Origin of the sequence: Brevundimonas sp. LM2, assembly GCF_002002865.1 — a bacterium.
Lineage (GTDB): Bacteria > Pseudomonadota > Alphaproteobacteria > Caulobacterales > Caulobacteraceae > Brevundimonas.
In genome coordinates, this window is the sequence record NZ_CP019508.1 from 458,466 (window position 1) to 476,461 (window position 17,996).

General features: G+C 64.9%; 14 protein-coding genes. 5 read left to right on the top strand and 9 right to left on the bottom strand.

What is annotated here, in order from left to right; genetic code table 11:
* Positions 1 to 51 precede the first annotated feature (51 nt).
* The 4 genes from BZG35_RS17500 to BZG35_RS02370 form a co-directional block, all read right to left on the bottom strand.
* Positions 52 to 357 carry a hypothetical protein gene (locus BZG35_RS17500; protein ID WP_150125901.1) on the bottom strand — a complete coding sequence of 102 codons (306 nt, stop codon included), beginning with the start codon at positions 355 to 357 and terminating at the stop codon, positions 52 to 54.
* A 215-nt stretch (positions 358 to 572) separates the two neighbouring features.
* Complete coding sequence (locus BZG35_RS02360) at positions 573 to 2,081, bottom strand: hypothetical protein (RefSeq protein WP_077354178.1); 1,509 nt, start codon at positions 2,079 to 2,081, stop codon at positions 573 to 575.
* Between the two features lie 31 nt (positions 2,082 to 2,112).
* Positions 2,113 to 3,054, bottom strand: a complete 942-nt coding sequence (locus BZG35_RS02365) for an Abi family protein (RefSeq protein ID WP_077354179.1) — start codon at positions 3,052 to 3,054, stop codon at positions 2,113 to 2,115.
* Positions 3,055 to 3,480: 426 nt separating this feature from the next.
* Positions 3,481 to 4,404, bottom strand: coding sequence for a hypothetical protein (locus BZG35_RS02370; RefSeq protein WP_150125902.1), 924 nt, complete (start codon positions 4,402 to 4,404; stop codon positions 3,481 to 3,483).
* A gap of 277 nt (positions 4,405 to 4,681) precedes the next feature.
* Here BZG35_RS02370 and BZG35_RS02375 point away from each other — a divergent pair, with 277 nt between their 5' ends.
* Positions 4,682 to 6,622 carry an ATP-binding protein gene (locus tag BZG35_RS02375; RefSeq protein ID WP_171981858.1) on the top strand — a complete coding sequence of 647 codons (1,941 nt, stop codon included), beginning with the start codon at positions 4,682 to 4,684 and terminating at the stop codon, positions 6,620 to 6,622.
* Positions 6,623 to 7,085: 463 nt separating this feature from the next.
* Here the strand turns inward: BZG35_RS02375 and BZG35_RS02385 are convergent, their stop codons facing one another.
* From BZG35_RS02385 to BZG35_RS02395, 3 genes are all read right to left on the bottom strand, one after another.
* Positions 7,086 to 8,000: a nucleotidyl transferase AbiEii/AbiGii toxin family protein gene (locus tag BZG35_RS02385; protein ID WP_077354183.1), complete on the bottom strand. Its 915-nt coding sequence runs from the start codon at positions 7,998 to 8,000 to the stop codon at positions 7,086 to 7,088.
* Entirely contained in the window at positions 7,987 to 8,829 is an 843-nt protein-coding gene (locus BZG35_RS02390; RefSeq protein ID WP_077354184.1) for a type IV toxin-antitoxin system AbiEi family antitoxin domain-containing protein, read from the bottom strand. The genes BZG35_RS02385 and BZG35_RS02390 overlap by 14 nt, the downstream gene beginning before the upstream one ends.
* A gap of 127 nt (positions 8,830 to 8,956) precedes the next feature.
* On the bottom strand, positions 8,957 to 10,246 hold the full coding sequence (locus BZG35_RS02395; protein ID WP_077354185.1) for a site-specific integrase: 1,290 nt from the start codon (positions 10,244 to 10,246) through the stop codon (positions 8,957 to 8,959).
* 666 nt (positions 10,247 to 10,912) lie between these two features.
* Here BZG35_RS02395 and BZG35_RS02400 point away from each other — a divergent pair.
* Entirely contained in the window at positions 10,913 to 11,203 is a 291-nt protein-coding gene (locus BZG35_RS02400) for a hypothetical protein (RefSeq protein ID WP_150125903.1), read from the top strand.
* A 53-nt stretch (positions 11,204 to 11,256) separates the two neighbouring features.
* Here BZG35_RS02400 and BZG35_RS02405 read toward each other — a convergent pair whose 3' ends face one another.
* Together BZG35_RS02405 and BZG35_RS02410 are read right to left on the bottom strand one after the other, a co-directional pair.
* Positions 11,257 to 11,664 (bottom strand): hypothetical protein, encoded by a 408-nt coding sequence (locus BZG35_RS02405; protein ID WP_077354187.1) that lies wholly within the window; start codon positions 11,662 to 11,664, stop codon positions 11,257 to 11,259.
* 32 nt (positions 11,665 to 11,696) lie between these two features.
* Entirely contained in the window at positions 11,697 to 12,794 is a 1,098-nt protein-coding gene (locus BZG35_RS02410) for a phytase (protein WP_077357752.1), read from the bottom strand.
* A 227-nt stretch (positions 12,795 to 13,021) separates the two neighbouring features.
* Here BZG35_RS02410 and BZG35_RS02415 point away from each other — a divergent pair, with 227 nt between their 5' ends.
* The 3 genes from BZG35_RS02415 to BZG35_RS02425 all read left to right on the top strand — a co-directional run bounded on the left by BZG35_RS02415 (position 13,022) and on the right by BZG35_RS02425 (position 17,861).
* A complete protein-coding gene (locus tag BZG35_RS02415) occupies positions 13,022 to 15,247 on the top strand; it encodes a TonB-dependent siderophore receptor (RefSeq protein WP_077354188.1) in 2,226 nt (741 codons plus the stop codon).
* A gap of 189 nt (positions 15,248 to 15,436) precedes the next feature.
* The gene (locus BZG35_RS02420; protein WP_077354189.1) at positions 15,437 to 17,296 is read left to right on the top strand and encodes a PAS domain-containing protein; all 1,860 of its coding nucleotides are present in this window, start codon (positions 15,437 to 15,439) and stop codon (positions 17,294 to 17,296) included.
* 64 nt (positions 17,297 to 17,360) lie between these two features.
* Positions 17,361 to 17,861: a hypothetical protein gene (locus tag BZG35_RS02425; RefSeq protein ID WP_077354190.1), complete on the top strand. Its 501-nt coding sequence runs from the start codon at positions 17,361 to 17,363 to the stop codon at positions 17,859 to 17,861.
* Positions 17,862 to 17,996 lie beyond the last annotated feature (135 nt).

Consider the following 17,996-nt stretch of genomic DNA (forward strand, 5'->3'; position numbering starts at 1 on the left):
TAGCGGACGTCGGCGCTCTTGTGAGTCTTCGTCGACAAGACCCGTCCGCCATCATGGAAGCCAGCTCGCCACCTGCGCGCCGACCTGCACCGGGAGTTGGAGAACGACTTCGAAATGCGGGTCTCGACGGGGACCGACTGCCGGCCGATGATTGGTCGTCTCGCCGCGCCAATAGGCCTCGTGATAGGCCTCCGTGCGATCGGGCGGCGCGACGAAGTCGAGCCAGAGACTGTCGCGGCTTTCCGCGCGCGATGACGTCACCTCGAAGATCGGGACCGGCACCATCGGCCTCGGCTCAATCCGTTCGGCGAACAACAGCGCCTCCTCCAGGGTCGCCGCAGCGAACAGGGCGGTCATGCGCGAGCCAGGGAGGTTCCCGAACCGCTCTCTGCGCAGAGTTTCCAGGCTATGTTCCCGGCGGGTCGCATCGTCGTCCAGCCTGGGTGGATTGGCGGTGATCTTGAACCAATAGGCCTGACCGAAGACCGACAATCCGTCCTTCAGCGGTAAGGCGAGGCCCGCCCTGAGCGAGCGCCCGCGATCGACATGATAGTAGGTTCGCATCGTTGCAGTCAGACGCCGTGAGCCCGCCGTGTTTCGGCGTCGATGTAGGATTGGTGGTCAGCCTGCGATCCCTTGAGAATCGCGCCTATGGACCGTTTGGGCGGGCCGGTGATGATTTTGGTCTTTGCGCCTTCCGGTGTCATGGATCGGACGGGGCGTGAGTTGATCGCGAAGAACAGGAAGCCCTCGAACTCCAGCCAGCAAGGTAGGGAGAGGCGCATTTCACCTGGCGGAACTTCCGCCGGCGCGGTCAGATCGCCGTCAAGCGAAAGCGTTTCGCCCTCTAGAACCTCTCGGAATTCTTCGAGCATGGAGAGCTGTTCGAACAGCTGCCGTAGCGAGAATCGCAGGGATTGCGGCCTTTTTTCCGCAGGTGATAGCGCCAGGAGCGCTTCAAGAACCCGTTCCATCCGACGCCAGTAGGAACCGTCCTCATCGGAATTCATCGCGATGTCCGTGGTGGTCAACAGCCGGTCGCGCGCCCAGATTTGCATCTCCAACCGGCCGCCCGTTGACCAACTGCGGAAGGCGACGATCCTATACAGCCGGTCCAGAGGCAGAGCCTCGTCCATGTCCAGGGTCGCCGTCAGGCTCGAGAGCTGGCCCGGAACGAACGCCAGGTCCGTCAGATCGGTCTTGACCCTCAGCTTCCAGTATTCTCTCGGCAGATTGGGGATGCCGGGGGCGAAGAGCTCGCCGTCGAACGTGACCTCCTTGCCGCTGACGGGGTCCCGGAACGTCACCTTGCAGTCGCTTGATGGCCTCGGCTCGATGGTGATCTGGCCTTCGCCATCGAGTTCCGGGATCGGGTCCAGCAGACCGAACCGCATCGCGTGAAGCGTGATCCGTTTGACGTCCAGCGCCGGCTCCAGGCCCAGCATCATGTCGACGAACCGGGGCGTGTCCATTTCGTCGAAGGTGATGGTTCCGCGGGCGTAACCCTCGTCGTAGCCGGTGGCGGCGACCAGCGCCTCCTTGCGGGTGGCGTAGTCGGGGCCCAGACCGTCGAGCACCGTGGCGATGTGGCGCATCGCATCCAGATCATGGCGTTCGGACGATTCGAACCGGATCGTTATGCCCGCCTTGTGAAGCGGCCTTCCGTCGATATGGGCTTTTCGGACCGCCTTCAGCATCTCCTCGATGAGCGGCGGCCAAACGTGTTTGACATAGATGGTCGGCGTGTCCGGCCCACGTTCGGTCGTCACCAGAACGATGAAATAGGGCAGAGCGTGACGCGCATATTTCAGCGCGTTCGACAGACTGATCCGGACGCTTCGCTTCGCCGTCTTCGACGACTTGACCTGGATGAACAACGACAGGCCCGGCGGCGCGAGGTCCGGCGGCATATCGCCAGCGTCGATGGGAGGAAACTCCACCAGACAATCCCAGCCGTTCTGGTCGTCGTCCACCGTCTGCACGACCGCGCCCGCCATATCGCCCAGCCAGGCGATGATGCGTTCCGCAGCTTTGGGCTCGCGCGGCGAGAAGATCCGGCCGAGCGGCGCACGCGGGGTCATGCCGGCGCCGGAAGGTGACGGTTTGGCGCGCTCAGTTCCATAGCGGCAAAGCCTCCCAGTCCCTTGGAAACCCTGTCGCGGCCAGTTTGAGATGAGGCGATCCGGGAAACGTCTGAAAATGGTCCTTGAGGCGCGCGGACCAGCTGGATCCGGGATGCACCGTGCGCAGGAGGAACTGCAGCGGCGCCGCCACGGCGTACAGTCGATTGTGGGCCTGTTGGTAAAGGGCCAGGTGATCGAGAAGCGGCTCTTCGGCCTCGCGGGGCGGCTTGGGCCGGTCGACCAGAACCCGGTTCCAGAGCCGGGCGTGATGGGCGCAGATGTTGCGGACGTGGTTGATGGCCCGCATCCAGCTTACCAGCTGTTCGCGACGGGGCACGCCATAGTGGGCGGCCATCGCCGTCTTGTCCGGCGTGCTGAGGCCCGACACGAAATAGGACAGCATGCCGAAGTCCCAGCATTCGATACTGACCCAGAGAGGCAGGGGCGGCGCATATTCCTTGAGGAAGTTGGCGACGAAGTCTTCGCGGGACCGGGACGCCGCCGCATCGATCCGCGCCAGCCAGGCGGCATGATCCTTGCCGACGAATTCCGGATCGAGGGCGCGCCAGTCCCTGTGGATATAGGGGTCACGAGCCCCGAGAGTGTGGGCGCACCAGACCCGGGCGGCGATCTCGACCCGCTCGATGGCGTCCAGGATCAACATCCTGAGGCGTTTGTCGAAAACGTAGAGATCGACGACATCAGCGAAACGGGCGTCGGCGCCGAAGGTCTCGCGCACGACGGGCGCCTTGCCGGCCTCGACCAGCTCGGTCTCCCGCATCGGACGCCAGTATTCAGAGAGCCGATAATACCCGATCCTGGTCAGGGCGGCTTCAGCCCGGTCCACATCTGTAATCTCCAGCCCGCGTCCGCGAAGCAGGGCGATCTGGTCAGGGACAGCCATATGGGGTTTGGTATAGGGCGTCGGCATCAGCGCACCCCAGAAACACGAAACCCGGCCCGTACGTCCTGAGACGCAGAGGAGACCGGGCGTGTTGAGAGATAATCTAGTCTCGATTCGTCATTTGTCACGCAAAAAATGAAAGTCCGGCTTCTGGGCGCCGGAGCGGAGAGCCGTTCCGGCGCCCAGATTGGCGCGGTGTTGCGGAGGGTCATTGCAAGCTTCAGTTCGAAAATCAGAGCGAGTCGGATGATCAATTCTATCTGACGTGGCGCACGATCGTCCACAGCGCGACCGCCTTGATCCGCCGGTTGGAACCGGGTTCTGGAGGTTGGACCAGGTGGCGCACTGGCTCCAGGCTGAACCTTCACTGGCAGCCATCATGGAAGTCGGGCCGGATGTTTGGTTTTGGTGCCCGAGCCAAACATCAGCCATAGGCATGCCTGCCCTCCGGCGTCACCCGCGTCGAAGCAGGCTTTTAATTGAGATCATGCAGAACTCGATCGCCCAGGATGTCTGGATCGGTGTGAGCTTTGGTTGGGGATCTGCGCCGGCTCCGTGGGCGTCCGGGTTTCGGACGTCTGCGAAGAACCTTTTCAGCATCTCGGCCTCCCAGGGTTCTATAAACCGCCCATTTTTGGAGCTGACGAGCGTGTCGATGACATTGGCGGCTCCACGCTCTCGTCCTGTAAGCCAGCCCTTGCCAGAACTGACGATCTTGAGTGTGCTCTCAAGTGCGCGAGCCGCGTAAAGTGCGGGGTTGGGTCCCCCATTGTCACGAAGCGACAGCGCTTGCCTCATATCGGTTCGGACATTGTCCCACCGGGCGTGACTGACGAGGTCCCAGAACGGGTCGTGCACTGCCTGTTCAACGGCCGGTCCGTCGGACGGTTCGAACTGTCCGTCTCGGTAGATGATCGGCAACGCGTTGGCCGAAAGAAGTCCTGCCACCTTGTCTTCGATCGCCGCCAAGCGAGGACCGAACCGGGGTCGCGCGGAGGCGAGAAGCAGTTCCACAAAACTCAGGCGTTCGACTGCCGGCACCTTGATGTTCGTCAGGTAGGCGAGGGCGTCGTCCGCATAGCAATCATCGTCGTCGATAAGATGTCGCGTATACCGGAAAAGGCCTTGCCGTCCGAGCGCGATAGAGGTCGCGTCATGGGCTTCGACAACCAGTTCGTTCATTGCCGAGAAGCGCATGAAATCATACCCTGACATCAGGGGCTGAAAGAGATCGCGCTTCAGAAGCACCGCCGTCGAGCCCAGAAGACGCTCAATGGAATCGCGGGGAACTGTGGAAAGCGGGTCATGTCCGCGCACGCGATTGGCGAAGCAGGGTGTTCCAGCGCTCACGTCTATGCCCGCCCTCTTGAAGATCAACGGCTCGCCTGACGTCGGCCAGGACGGGCGGGCCGCCGGTTCGACTCGTCGTCGTCACAGGACACGCTAGGAGTGCGCGGCGGGCTGTGCCATGACTTTGCCGAAGCGGGTGACGATTTTCGGGGAGCCGAGCCGTTGATTTTGGCGATGCCCGGTTTTGTGCTTGTCCTCGCGAACCCGGCCGAGCCGGTCCAACCAGAATGACAGTTTCTTTTAAAGATTCGTGGAAACAGATGCTTAGCTGATGGCGACTACGGACACACTGGTCAAGCCTGACATGGACGCCGTCCTGTCCAGGACGCACCTCGCTCATGACATCCACGGCTTTCTCCTGCCCACCCTGGAGGCGGTGTCTAACGCAATGCATGGTCTGGAGGCTCGATTCGGCGACCGGGCGGCGAGCGAAGGCAAGATCGACATCGTGTTCGAGAACGCGAACGATCCGAACAAGATTCTGATCTCGATCACCGACAATGGCATCGGGCTCAACGACGAGAACTACAAATCCTTCAAGACGCCCTTCTCGGGGTACAAGCTGAAGAGCAAGGGGCGAGGCTTCGGCCGTTTCATTGCGTTCAAGGTCTTTTCACGCATTCACTATTCATCGCGCTACGAGTTCCTCACCGACCGGCAGACGCGAACATTCCGGTTCGACATTTACAGGGATGACGAGCTTGTCTTCCACGACGGCGATCCAGATTTCACGCACGTTGGGCTCCGCGTCGAATACGATTCGCCGCTGACGCCGTGGCATGACCTGATCCGCCAAATCGATCAGAGCACAGTCTCCGACATCATCGCGAGCCATTTTCTCCCCTATTTCCTGTATCGGTGGCTCCCGGAGATCACCGTGCAGTTCAACGGCGGGGCGCCCGAGAGCGTCACCACCCGGTTCAAGGACATCTTCGTCGAGTATGACAAGGGCCAGGTCGAGGTTGACATCGACGGATCTGTCGAGACGATTGACTACAGCCTGACCCGCATACCCAAGACTCGCTCCTTCAAGAATCACTGTCTCCTGTTCGCGGCAGCAGATCGGATCGTGGGCAAGCCGCGCGATCTTACCAATGTGCTGGGTGAGCCGCATTTCACCAATGAGAACAACGAGAACTACATCATCATTGCAGTGGTCCGAGGCGAGGCTTTCGAGTCCCGACTGAACGACTCGCGTACGGGTATCAACATCTCGCCCAAGGCGATCGAGAGGATCGTGTCAGCGGTCAGCGACGTGATCCAGAAGGGTGAGAACACCCAGATCGAGAAGATCAAAACATCGCAGTCAACGGATCTCAACGGCGCGCTTCAGGAGAACCCGATCCTCCGCTTGGGCCTGCGCGGAAAGTCAATCGCCGAGTACGTCTCGGCCAAGCCCAACAACTGGACGGCTCAACAGTTCGTCGCCGATCTCGCGATCGAACGTTATCGGGCGTCCAAAGATCTGACGAAGGCCATAACCACGGCCGCAGCGAGTCCGGAAAATTACGCCGCCACTATCAAGGACATCGTCTCCAAGATCGATCAGAACAACAAGGAGGCCCTGGCGGAGTACGTGATCCATCGGAAAAATGTGATCGAACTCGTCGAGGCGGCCCGAAAATACACGAGTGACGCCAAGCATCATCCGGAAGAGGTGATCCACGACCTGATTTTCCGGCGCTTCTCCGACTCGGCCACGCACGATTATTTTGAGCATAATCTTTGGCTGATCGACGACGCTCTGGCCTTCCTTCCCTATGTCTCGAGCGACCGGACGATCCACGGAGGAAAGCGGAGCAAGGGCGACAAGGTCGCCGACCTGGCCTTGTTCGACGACAGCCTCGTCCTTGGCGACAACGACGGCACAACCGTCACCATCGTGGAATTCAAGAAGCCGAGCCGCGACGACTATGTGTTCGGTCCCGAAAAGACCGATCCTGTCACCCAGGTGGTCGAGACCCTGGAGAAGGCCGTCAGGGCCGGCGGGGTCACCCGGACCGACGGAACTCACATGTCCTTTTCCGGCGTTATTCGACGGTTCGGCTACATCGTCGCGGATTTGACCCCGAGCCTGGTGAAGGTTTTGAAGAAGCACGACTTCCTCAACGACCAAAATCCGAAGATCTTCTTCCGCTATCGCGACAACGAGAAGATTTTCATTCAGGCAATCGGCTACGACACCCTGGTTGAGAACGCCAAGAAGCGGAACCAGGCCTTCTTCACTGTCCTGCTCGGCGAGTAGGATCAATCCGGGCAACGCCCGCGATGGCCTGACAGTTGACCTTAGCCCTTCGCAAGTCGGGCGGCATAAGTGGCCAGACGTTCGCGCCAACGGATTTCGGCAAGTACGAGGACCACGTCTCGCTCAACCTCGGTCTCGAAGAAGACCCACCGTTGATGTTGACCGACTGGGCGCCGATCGTCGTTGCAGCTTCGGCCAAGGCTCCCGGCCAGAAGGGGTCCCAGTGGGGCCGGCCTCCCATCGCGTTCCTTCGATTGCCGGCCACCCTAAAGGTGAATGGGGCGCAGTAAGCCGCCGCCGCTTTTGACGCGCGCTGGCGCACGTCCTCGTAGGCGGGGTCTTTTTCGATAAAAATTCGCTTTGTCAGACCCATGCCGTCGCTCCGCACGCGCACATGATCATGTGTGTCGGTCTACCACAAGGATCGACCCGCTGGCGTCCCTGGGCACTGCCAGCTGAAAGGTCACGGCCAGGTCCGTCGAAGGCGTTCGACCATGTCCGCGCGTCGGTCGGGCTCCAGGCGGTCGAGGTTCAACTGCTTCCAACGCACGGCGGGGAGGTCGGCGGCGTCGGGCAGGCCGATGAGGTCCCAGTCAGGCGCGCCGGCCTTGAACCCGATCAGGAAGGTGCGGTGCGCCTCCGGCATGTCGTCGACGATGGCAGTGATCAGGGCGGCGCGCGCCGCGATGAGATCCTCAAGGTCGACCGGGTCTTCGGTCATCCCATCGAAGCCGCGTTCGAACTCCTGGGTCAGAGCCTTGGGACTGGCTCGGAGCACCTCGGCCATGGGCCGGTGGTGGCTGGCCAGATAGATCACAAAGGCCTGTCGCAGTGCCGGCGTGATCCCCTCGTTGGCCAGAAGGTCGCGGACATCGAACAGGTCGCGGGGATGCTGGCGGTCCAGCGCCGCCATGATCTTGCCGGCATAGAGATCCGCGTGGGAAACCATCCGGGCCTCCGCATAGCCGAAGCGCTCTTCCACTGCCGCTGAAACCGGACGGACCTCGGGCTCGAACACCACACCGCGCAGGACCGGCGTCACCTCCACCTTGATCACCGCGCCGTCCGCACGGACGAGCAGCTTGTCGATCACGGGCTGGGCTCCACCCTTGCCGCGCACGACGACAGACCCCGGCATGGCCTGTTCGATTGCGTCGGCGATCCGCCTCAAGGCCGCGTCGATTGCGGCGAGCGATGTGTCCCGATCCTCGACGGGCAGATAGGTCAGGTCGATATCCACCGACAGCCGCGGCAGATCGCGGACGAAAAGATTGATCGCCGTGCCGCCCTTCAGGGCGAAGCAGGGTTCCTCGAACACGAGGGGGAGGATTCGGACGAGGAGGCGGACCTGCCGGGCGTAGACGTCACTGACCGGCATCGAGCGACCTCGGCACGGTGATCTTGTAGGTTGGGTCCAATCGACCGCCCTTTGCGAGCACGCGGTTGCCGCTGCCCAGATCGATGGCGTCGCGGTCCAGGGCTTTCAGCCACGCATGACCGTGCCGATCGGCGAAATAGAAGAACAGGCGTTTGACCTTCACGCTCACGCAATCCTCGAGCAGACGCTGGAGACGTCGTGGGCTGAGGGTGGCCAGGGCGCCCATCAACTGGTCCGCCTGGTCGAAACTCTCGTGATCGGGGAGTTCGTCCAGAAGTTCGAGGATGGCGCGCTCGGGCGTCGACTGGCGCAAGGGCCATTGCCAGTGGCCCAGGGGGGTGTCCACCACTGCGGCGCGGGCCCAGTCCGCCAGGAGGCCGGTCTCGCTGGAGTCCTCGCCGAGCCGGGCGACCTCGAAGTATCGGGCGCTGCGGAACAGCTTCTGCGACGGATGATATTTGAACGCGACATCCAGAGGCAGGTCGGTCAGCCACGTCGGCGGGGTTTCGTCGCCATAGAGATGAACCTCCTTGCGGGTGGCAGGAAGGTAGTGGGCGTAGCCTTGAAGTTCGAGCGCGGTGCGTCCTCCCACGACGATGGAATAGTCGAGCAGGGCCTGGAGCGAGAGCACGGCGACCGGCCAGTCGAGGGTTCCGCGCGGACGTCGATAAACGCGGCGCGCCGTGCGTTCCAGGCGCCCCGAAGCGACGTATTTGGCCCTCAGCGAGTTGGGATAGCCGTTCTCGTTCATCCAGCCGGAATCGACCAGGAGGCCTTCCGGGAGGATACGTTCGAGCTTGTTTAACTTTCCCAGCATTTGAACACTCATAGTGTCTTAATATGAAGATTGTCAAACATGTTGGTTTGCCATTCGGTATATTAGGACACCAAATGTGTCTTACTACACTCAAAGTCAAACCATGGCACCGGACTGATATCAGCGCGTGGACCCGAGTTCAGGCCTTGGGACTGAAACGCTCGCCAATCCGTTCCGCAAGCGCCCGAACTGGGTCATCGCTCAGATGGGCATACCGTTCCGTGGCGCGGCTGTTGGCGTGTCCCAGCGCCTTGCCGATCATCGGGAGACTGGCCCCGTCGGCCAGGGCGAAGCTTGCGAAACTGTGGCGCAGGTCGTGGATGCGCACGCCTTCCAGCTTGGCTTTGGGGAGCACCTTGTCGCGCCAGATCTTGGACTCGGAGGTCGCATATCCGTTGTCGCCCTTGGTGGCCGGGAAGACGAATTGGCTTCGACCACGGGTCTTGTAGAGACGCTGCAGGATTCCGAAGGCCATGTCGTTGAGCGAGATCCGACGATCCCCCGTGCGACCGCCAGCCTTGGTGCGGCTCGGCGGCAGCACGAGCCGGCGCCGGTCGAAATCGACCTCCGTCCAGCGCAGGCCCGCGATCTCGTTGCGCCGCGCGCCCGTCAGAAGCAGAAGCCGATAGACCGCGCCCTGCCGTTCGGAGATCGTCGCATCCGCCTCCAGAGCGTCGAGAGCGGCGATGAGGTCCTGGGCCTGGGCCTCTGACAGGAAGCGTTCGACCGCCGGTCGGAGCTTTCGTTCGACCTTGGCGCAGGGGTTCGGGCCAGCGAAATGGCCCTTGTCGATCGCCCAGTTGAAGGTCGCCCGCAGGGTGGAATAGGTGCGGTCAGCGATGCCTGCTCCGCCCTTTACGATGGATCGACCACGAAGTTTGGTCTTCACATCCTTGGCGGTCTTCCCGGCCGTGATCGATCGGATCATCGCGGTGATGTGGTCGCGGGTGAGCGTATCAAGCGCCATCTTCCCAAGCAGGGGCACGACGTGGCGCTCGAGGTTCGTCCGGTCCATGGCCCATGACGAATCCCGTTTGGTCGGTTTGTCGTCCGGCCCCTTCTCCAGATACAACTCGACCAGGCCTTTGACGGTGAGACCCTCGATGCGCCTGCGGGCTTCGCCGGGATCGATGCCGCGCCGCGCATCGACCACCACCGACGCCGCCTCCTTGCGAGCCCGATCCGCCGTGAGCTTGTCCGGCCCATCCCCATGCTCGCCGAGCGTCAGCCAGCGCTGAATCCCGCGGACCCGATATTTGATGGCGAACATCCTTCGGACAGGCTTGGCGGCATGGCCCTGTCGGGTTTCGGTCCCGGGATAGATCCGGAGGCAGAAGCCTGCGATCTCGCTGTCCCAGATTCGACCCTCGCCGGTCTCCGGAACGGGCGCGCTCTCAACCACGCGCTTGGTGAGTTTTTGCTTCGTCATGGCTATAGAAATATACGCTCATTTCCGAGCCACCGCTACCACTCCGCTACCAACTCAAGTGAAACCGGGCGAAACGCTCCGTAACCGGATAAACAAGAAAACTTATGTAAAACAACATACAAAGTTGATTTTTGGAACGTCCTGAAAAGCCCGGAAATGCTGATCCCCAACATTGCCAAGGTTGGGGTCGAGAGTTCGAATCTCTTCGCCCGCTCCAGTCGAACAAAGAGACCCGGTCGCGAGACCGGGTCTTTTTTGCATCTACGCCCCCGGTCGCGCGCGTTCGTCCAGGTTGCGGTCGAGCCTGATGATTTCTCCCCCTCGCCCTTTGCAGCCGCCAGCAGGTGTGGGCGCGACGACGTCGCCCGCTATCGGCAAGTCTTCGCAGAGGCTGTGCTCGGGGACGGGCAAGGTCGTTAACGTCAAAACCTGACTGATTTTTCAGGCCCTGCATGAGATGAGGGCGCGCCCGGAGGTCGAAAAATCAGGCCCGCACCCGGACAGGGACTCGCGACGATGGCTTTCACAGGACGCGCCTTCTCACTGTGGCGAGCCCTCGTCCCAGCTGCCCTGATCCTCAATGCGGCCTGTGACGGTCTCCCATCGTCGCGCCCGTCGCTGGACGGCAGGTGGGTCTTGACGCGACTGGCAGACTGCGGCCCCTCGATGCCCGCCATGATCGTCGACGGCGACAAGATCCGGCATGAAAATCCAGATATCGTCGGCAGTCTCGATCTGGAGGACGTCGAGTACGCGTGGAAAAAGATCAATGAGCAGGAGGCCGTCGTCCTGACCTTTGATAAGGCGCCTGGGCCGGCGGTAGAGCGTGGAGGCTTGTTGTTCCTGGTGGTGAACGACGACCTGATCGTTCCTGCAGAGTGGTCGAACGATGGTGTGAAGTTTGAAGAGTTTGGCGATTCCGAAAAGACGCTGTCCTTGACGCTTTCTCGGTGCTGATGACGTCAACACCTCCGCCCGCCTGAACAACTGACATTGTTGGAGTGGCCGTCTCAGTCGTCCTCGGCGGCACCCGGATCGATCGCCTCCTCGACGAGGCGGCGCCAGTGGGGATCGGTGTCGTCGACCAGGTCGACGTCCTCCAGCAGGGCCACCACGGCGTCGCCGTCGGGCAGGATCAGGCCGACGACCTCCATGGGTTCGCCCAGGGCCCCGGCGTGGACCTCGGCCTGGACCGCGACCGCGCCCTGTTCGCCGTCGTCGTCCCACCAGATCACCGGCTGGGGCAGGTCCATGTCGAGGACGGCGGGGTCCTCGCTGTCGCCCAGGGCGAAGACCGCGCGCCGCGCCTGGACGTCCTCCAGGGTGGCGACGCGGCCGGTGAAGGCCACCAGCCGCGACCAGTCGTCGGCGTCGAATCCGCCGCCGTCCGCATCGTCGGGGCCATCAAGGGTCTGCATCGTCACAGACTAGCGGCCGGGGCCCGGTGGGATCAACGGATTCCGAGGGCCGTGCGGATGTCGCGCCAGTCGATGTATTTGAAATTCTGGTTGCCGACGTCGTTGATGTCGTCCTGGACCACCACCAGTCCGTCCGGGAATTGGCCGATCGCTCCGCTCCAGGCGGCCAGGCCGTCGGTGCCGGTGACGCCGTCGATGACGCCGGCCTGGACCACGAAGCGGCCGACATAGGCGGGGGCGGCCCCGTCGATCTTCCAGACGGGGAAGGTCGAGTCGCCCTGGCTGGAGCCGATCAGATAGCGGCCCGTGGCGTCGGCGATCGTGGTCAGGCCCTCGGCGTCGGCGACCAGGATGCCCGGGGCGATCGGCTGGACCAGGATGCGGGCGTCGCCCGAGGCCGGGTCGAGGCCGTAGCGCCACAGGCCGACGTTCTCCTCCGTCAGATACAGGGCGCTGGTCTCGGGATCGGCGGCGCAACCCTCGGAGATCGTGCCGATCTCGAAGCGGCGGACCTCACGCGAGACGGGCGCGCCGTCGGCCCCGACCGTCAGGACGAACTGGCGGACCTCGCCCTCGTGCCCGACCAGGATGGCGTGGACCTCGGTCCCCAGACGGGCGAAGCAGAAGCCATAGGGCTCGACCACGTCGGTGGTGATGGCGCCCCAGGGGCGGATGCCGTTCTGGCCCGTCCCGGCCGGGTCGAACAGATACAGGGACACGCCGGTGCGGCCGGGCGTCCGGTCGCTGGCCCCCAGCAGCAGCTGCGGCCGTCCGGCGAGGCTGAGGCCCTCGACCGCGTCGACATTGTTCAGCAGGCCCTCGGGCAGGAACTGCAGCACCGCGCCGTCCAGCCCATAGACATAGAGGCCGGCCTTCTTGTCGGTGCCGACGACCAGGCCGGGGGTGGGGGTGCCCATGACCGTGACCGGGCCGACGCCGGCCCAGACCACGGGGTCGTCGGCGGCGTCCTGGCCCGGCAGGCCGACGGAGGGCGTCTCGACCACGGCCGTGACGCCGGCCCCCGCCCCGACGACGCCCGCGCCCTCGCCCTGGAAATCGACCTCATGCGTGGCGCATCCGCTCATCAGGGTGACGGCCAGGAGGAGCGGGGCGAGCGAGAGTCTGGACATGGGGGTCTCCAGCAGGGGGATGGGGCCCGCAAACACGGCGCGCGGCAAGACGTCAAGGGTGCCGCGCGCGCGGGCGGAGCCATACCGTCCGGGTCAGGAACGATCGTCAGATAACCATGATGTCTCGGTCGGGCTTCTGTCGCAAAAGCGTCAAGTCAACTTCGTCGTCACGCGATATGCGCGGTCCATCGGCGGGCCACGAATGTGGACGCCATGGGGGATCCATCATGCGCAAGTCCATCCTGCTCCTTGGAGCAGCCCTTTCGCCGTTCGCCTTCGCGGCTCCGGCGTCGGCCCAATCCGCCGACCAGACGCCGACGACGGCGCTGGAAGAGGTCATCGTCACCGGCAGGCCGGTGTTCCGTAACCGCACCGACGACGTCGTGCCGACGCTGTCCTATGACCTGGAATATTTTCAACGTTTCGAACCGCTGACGGTCGGCGACGCGCTGCGTCGGGTGCCCAGTGTGACCTTCCTGTCGGACGTGCTGGAATCCGACGGCGTCCGGCTGCGGGGGCTGGATCCCGGCTACACCCAGATCCTGATCAACGGCGAGCGGGTTCCCGGCGGCGGCGATGATCGCTCCTTCTTCGTGGACCGCATCCCCGCCGAGCTGATCGAGCGAGTCGAGGTGGTCCGCTCCTCCTCGGCTAACCGGTCGGGCGACGCGGTCGCCGGCGCCATCAACATCGTGCTGCGCGACGCCTATACGCTGGACGGCGGCTATATCCGCGGCGGGGCCATCCTGTTCCCGGACGACGAGGTCGGTGGCACCTTCGGTGCCGTCTATGGCGGTCAGGTCGCTGGCGGCCGTCTGCTGGTCGGGGCCAGCGTGCAGGATCGCCGCAATCCCAAGGACAAGTACAGCCAGCGGTTCGACCGTCCGGGCGGCACCTTGGTCAACACCGAGGTGCAGACCGACGTGCGCAGCGGCACGGACTATTCCTTCAACGCCGACTATCAGGTCGCGCTGGGCGGCGGCGAGCTGAGCCTGTCGGGCGTGTTCGTCCGCACCGAGCGCCTGCAGGACGAGGACTCGATCGAGTATCGCGGCGGGCGCGAACAGGCCGCCGACCTGCTGACCGTCAACGACAACGACGTCGACATCGAAACCGACAACCTGTCGCTGCGCGGTCGCTATGAGATCGACATGCTGGGCGGCGAGACGCGCTTCAAGCTCGGCTACGCGAGCTTCGACGACAGCCAGTCGGAGTTCGAGAACGAGGCCGAATACTTGCGCGACGCCGTCATCTTCCCGGACGAGGATCGCTTCACCTCCGACTTCGAGATCCGTGACCTGAAGGATGAGGAGGTCTCGATCGCGCTGGAGCATACGCGCTCGATCGGCGACGGCTTGGAGGTCGAGTTCGGCGTCCAGACGATCCAGAAGGACCGCGAGGCGGACACCCAGACCGCGACGCGCATCCGCTTCAACGTGCCCAACGCCCCGGCGCCCCGCCCGGCCCAGCCGGCCTATGTCTTCACCCCCTCGACCTATGCGATCGAGGAAACGCGGATCGATCCCTATGTCATGGTGTCGGGTGAAAGCGGCGCCCTGAAGTGGGAGGCCGGTCTGCGCTATGAGACCACCGACACAACCATCGCCGGGATCGACAACGACTATGCCGAGCTGCTGCCCTCGGCCAGCCTGCGCTACACGCTGAACGCGACCGATCGCCTGATCGTCTCGGCCGGCCGGACCATCCGCCGGCCCCGGTTCAACGACCTGGCCCCCGTGCTGCTGGAAGAGGAACGCGGTGACAACGACTTCGAAGGCAATCCGCTGCTGGAACCGGAAACCGCCTGGGGCGCCGACGTCGGGGTCGAGCGCCGCCTGGGTCGCGACGGCGTCGTCGGGCTGAACGTCTTCTATCGCGACGTCACCGACCTGATCGAGGACGTCAACACGGGACGACAGGGCTCGGGCGGGGCCGGCACCTTCATCGAGTCGATCGACAATGTCGGCGACGGCCAGGTCTATGGCGTCGAGTTCGACCTCTCGACGCCCCTGACCTTCGCCGGGATGGAGAACACCGGCGTGTTCCTGAACGCCTCCTGGCTGGACAGCCAGGTCGAGGACGTCCTCGGCGAACGCCGCTTCAACGACCAGTCCGACTATGTCGTCAGCGTCGGCTTCACCCACGACATCCCGACCTGGGAAGCCGCCTTCGGCGCCACCTACCGCAAACAGGGCGACGCCTTCGGCCGGGTCTATGCCGAGGAGGTCACCACCAGCTACGGGGCCGACCTGGAAGTGTTTCTCGAGAAACGCCTGTTCGAGAACGCCGTCCTGCGTCTGACGGCGATCAACCTGCTGGATTCGTCCAAGGACGAGGTGTTCGACAAGTTCGCCGACCAGGCCGATCAGGTCTCGCGCGACTATGATGAATACGAGCTGGAAACGGAAACGGCGGGGCCCGTGGTGCAGATGGTCATGCGCCTGGCGTTCTGACGATCGCCGATGATCCATCGAGGGGGCCGGTGGCGACGCCGGCCCCTTTTTCGTGCCTGCGATCCGGCCGGATATTTGCGGTTTGCGGCTGGACCCGCACCGCCGGTACGCCTACCGCTGAAGGGCGGCGCAGGCCTTGCGAAGGTCGCGCGACAGGCGCTTTCCAGTGCCAGAACGGGATGACGGGGCATGTTTCTGGAAGGCGAGGTGGACTGGGTTCTGGTCCTGGGGGGGCTGGCGACGGTGACGTCCCTGCTGGCGATCGCGGCGGTCGTTTTCGGCCTCGCGAACCGATCGCGCCACGTCTCGGCGGCCGATGAACTGAATGCCGTCTCGAAGGCGCGCGAGGCGGCGGAAACCCGGCTCTATGAGACGCTGAACGCCATCCCCGTGGCCCTGGTCCAGACCGATCGCGGCGGCAAGTTCGTGTTCGCCAACCGCGCCGCCCACCAGCTGATGGGACGGCGCGACGCCGAGCTGATCGGGCTGCGCTTCCATTCGGCGACCTGGGGCATCACCTATCCCGACGGCCGGCCGGTGCCGCCCGACCTGCTGCCCAGCGCGCGGGCGCTGCGGGGTCAGACGGTCAAGGGCTTCCAGCATATTCTCGCCAATCCGGCGACCCGGCGAAAGATGCTGGTGTCGGTTACCGCCATGCCGATCGAGGACGCGCGGGGGCAGATCACCGGCTCCACCGCCGCCATCGTCGAGACCGAGGGGCTGACCACGCCCGAGGTCACGCCGGTCGAGCCGGAGATGACGGCGCCGGACCCCAACGACCTGACCCGACGCGTGTTCGAAGCGGCGGCCAGCGCCCTGGTGGTGGTGGCCGCCAATGGGGTGGTGCGCGAGGCGAACGCCGCCGCCCTCGCCCTGATCGGACAGGCCGACGACGTCGTCGGTCGCGATTTCGCCGACCAATTCCTGCGCGAGGACGAGCGGGTCGAGGGGCGGCAGACGCTCCGCGCCGCTCTGAACGCCTCGCCGGGCGAGGCCGACGACATCCGCTCGCAGCAGGGCGGTGCGTCCGGCCTGCGCTGGCGCGTCCTGCCGCTGGCCCGTCCCGGCGAAGTCGCCGATGCCCTGCTTCTGGCGGCAGAACCCCTGGCGGAGCTGAGCGTCGAGATGGTCGCGGCCGAGCCACCGACGCCCGAGGCCGAGGATGAGCCCGAGGCCCGGGTCGACCCCACCCTCGAGGCCGCGTCCGCGCCGGCAGTCGATCTCGACTCCGCGGCGCGCGAGGCCGAACTGACGCAGACCCTGGATCAGGTCCGCGCCGACCTGCTGGCCGCGCGGGCGGACGCGGCGGCCGCCGAAGCGCGGGCCCGGGCCGAGGTCGCGGAACGGGATCAGGCCGCCCAGCGGCTGGAGAGCGTCGGCCGGCTGACCGGCGGCGTGGCCCAGGACTTCAATGCCCTGCTGGCGGTGATGACCAGCGCCCTGGACATGATGCTGAAGACCGCCGAGAACCCGAGCCGGGTCCGTCGCCTGGGTCAGGCCGCCCTGGTCGCGGGACAGCGGGGCGAGGCGTTGACGCGGCGGCTCGCGGCCTTCTCCCAGGGGGAGGACGCACGCGGCCAGGTGCTGGACGCCGGCGTGCTGCTGCGCGGGATGGAGGCGCGGCTGAGGGCCGTGGCCGGAGCCGGGGTCGACCTGATGATCGAGGCCCCGAGCCGGGACATGGCCGTGCGTCTGGACCCCGTGGCCTTCGAGGCGACGGTGATCGCGCTGGTGCGCAACGGCAGCGAGGCCATGCAGGGGGCGGGGGCCCTCGCGGTCCGGCTGGACCCCGACGTCGAGGGGGCCGTGCGCCTGATCGTGCGCGATACGGGGCCCGGTCTCGACGCGGCCACGGCCCAGCGGGCGCTGGAGCCCTTCTTCACCACCCGGCCGGGGGCCGACGGTCTGGGCCTGGCCCAGGCCCACGGCTTCGCCCGGCAGTGGGGCGGGACCCTCAGCCTGACGGGACGGGAGGGCGAGGGGGCCGAGGCCGTCCTGACCCTGCCCACCGTGGTCGCCGCGCCACGCCGCTCGGATTCCGCCGCCTGACCGGCTCGCCCGCCGACCGGTGTTCGTGCTAGGACGTTAACCCTGTTCTTCGGCGGGGGCGGTCATGATCTGGGTACTGAGGGTTCTGCTGGCCATTGTGATCGTGGCCTATGCGACCTGGCTGGCCCTTCCGCTGGGCGCTGCCCTGGCGGCCGGGCAGACGGTGGGCCAGGTCTGGTCCGGTCTCGCCGCGACGGGCTCGACCGAGGCCCTGATGATCGCGGCGGGTCTGCTGGCGACCATCGTCCTGTATGGCGCGGGCGGGCTGGCCACTGCCGCCGGCTGGTCCTGGGCCCCGGGCCTGTTCTTTCTGGGTTTCATGGGCGACATCGTCCTGCGGCTCGCGGTCGCGGGCGGGGCCGTCCAGCCGGGGACGGAGGCCCTCGAGATCGGGGCCCGGGCCGAGGCGATGCTGCGTCCCCTGGGCGTGACCGTCGAGACCACGCCCCTGACGCTCGCCATCCTCCTGGCGGTGGGGCTGGCTGTCCTGGCGACCGGCGTGTGGCGCGGGCAGAAGGGCGCGGCCCTGACGCGGGTCTGGACCGAGCCGCCCCTCTGGGCCTGAAAGGCCGCGGGTTCGCCCGAAGGCCCACAGGCGGTGCAAGGGGGCTCGCCGGACGGCGGGCGCGTCCCCATATCCGCCCAACCGGTCCACGCGCCTGTTGATTCTGACGGGCCAGCCGCTACGACAGCGGCGTTC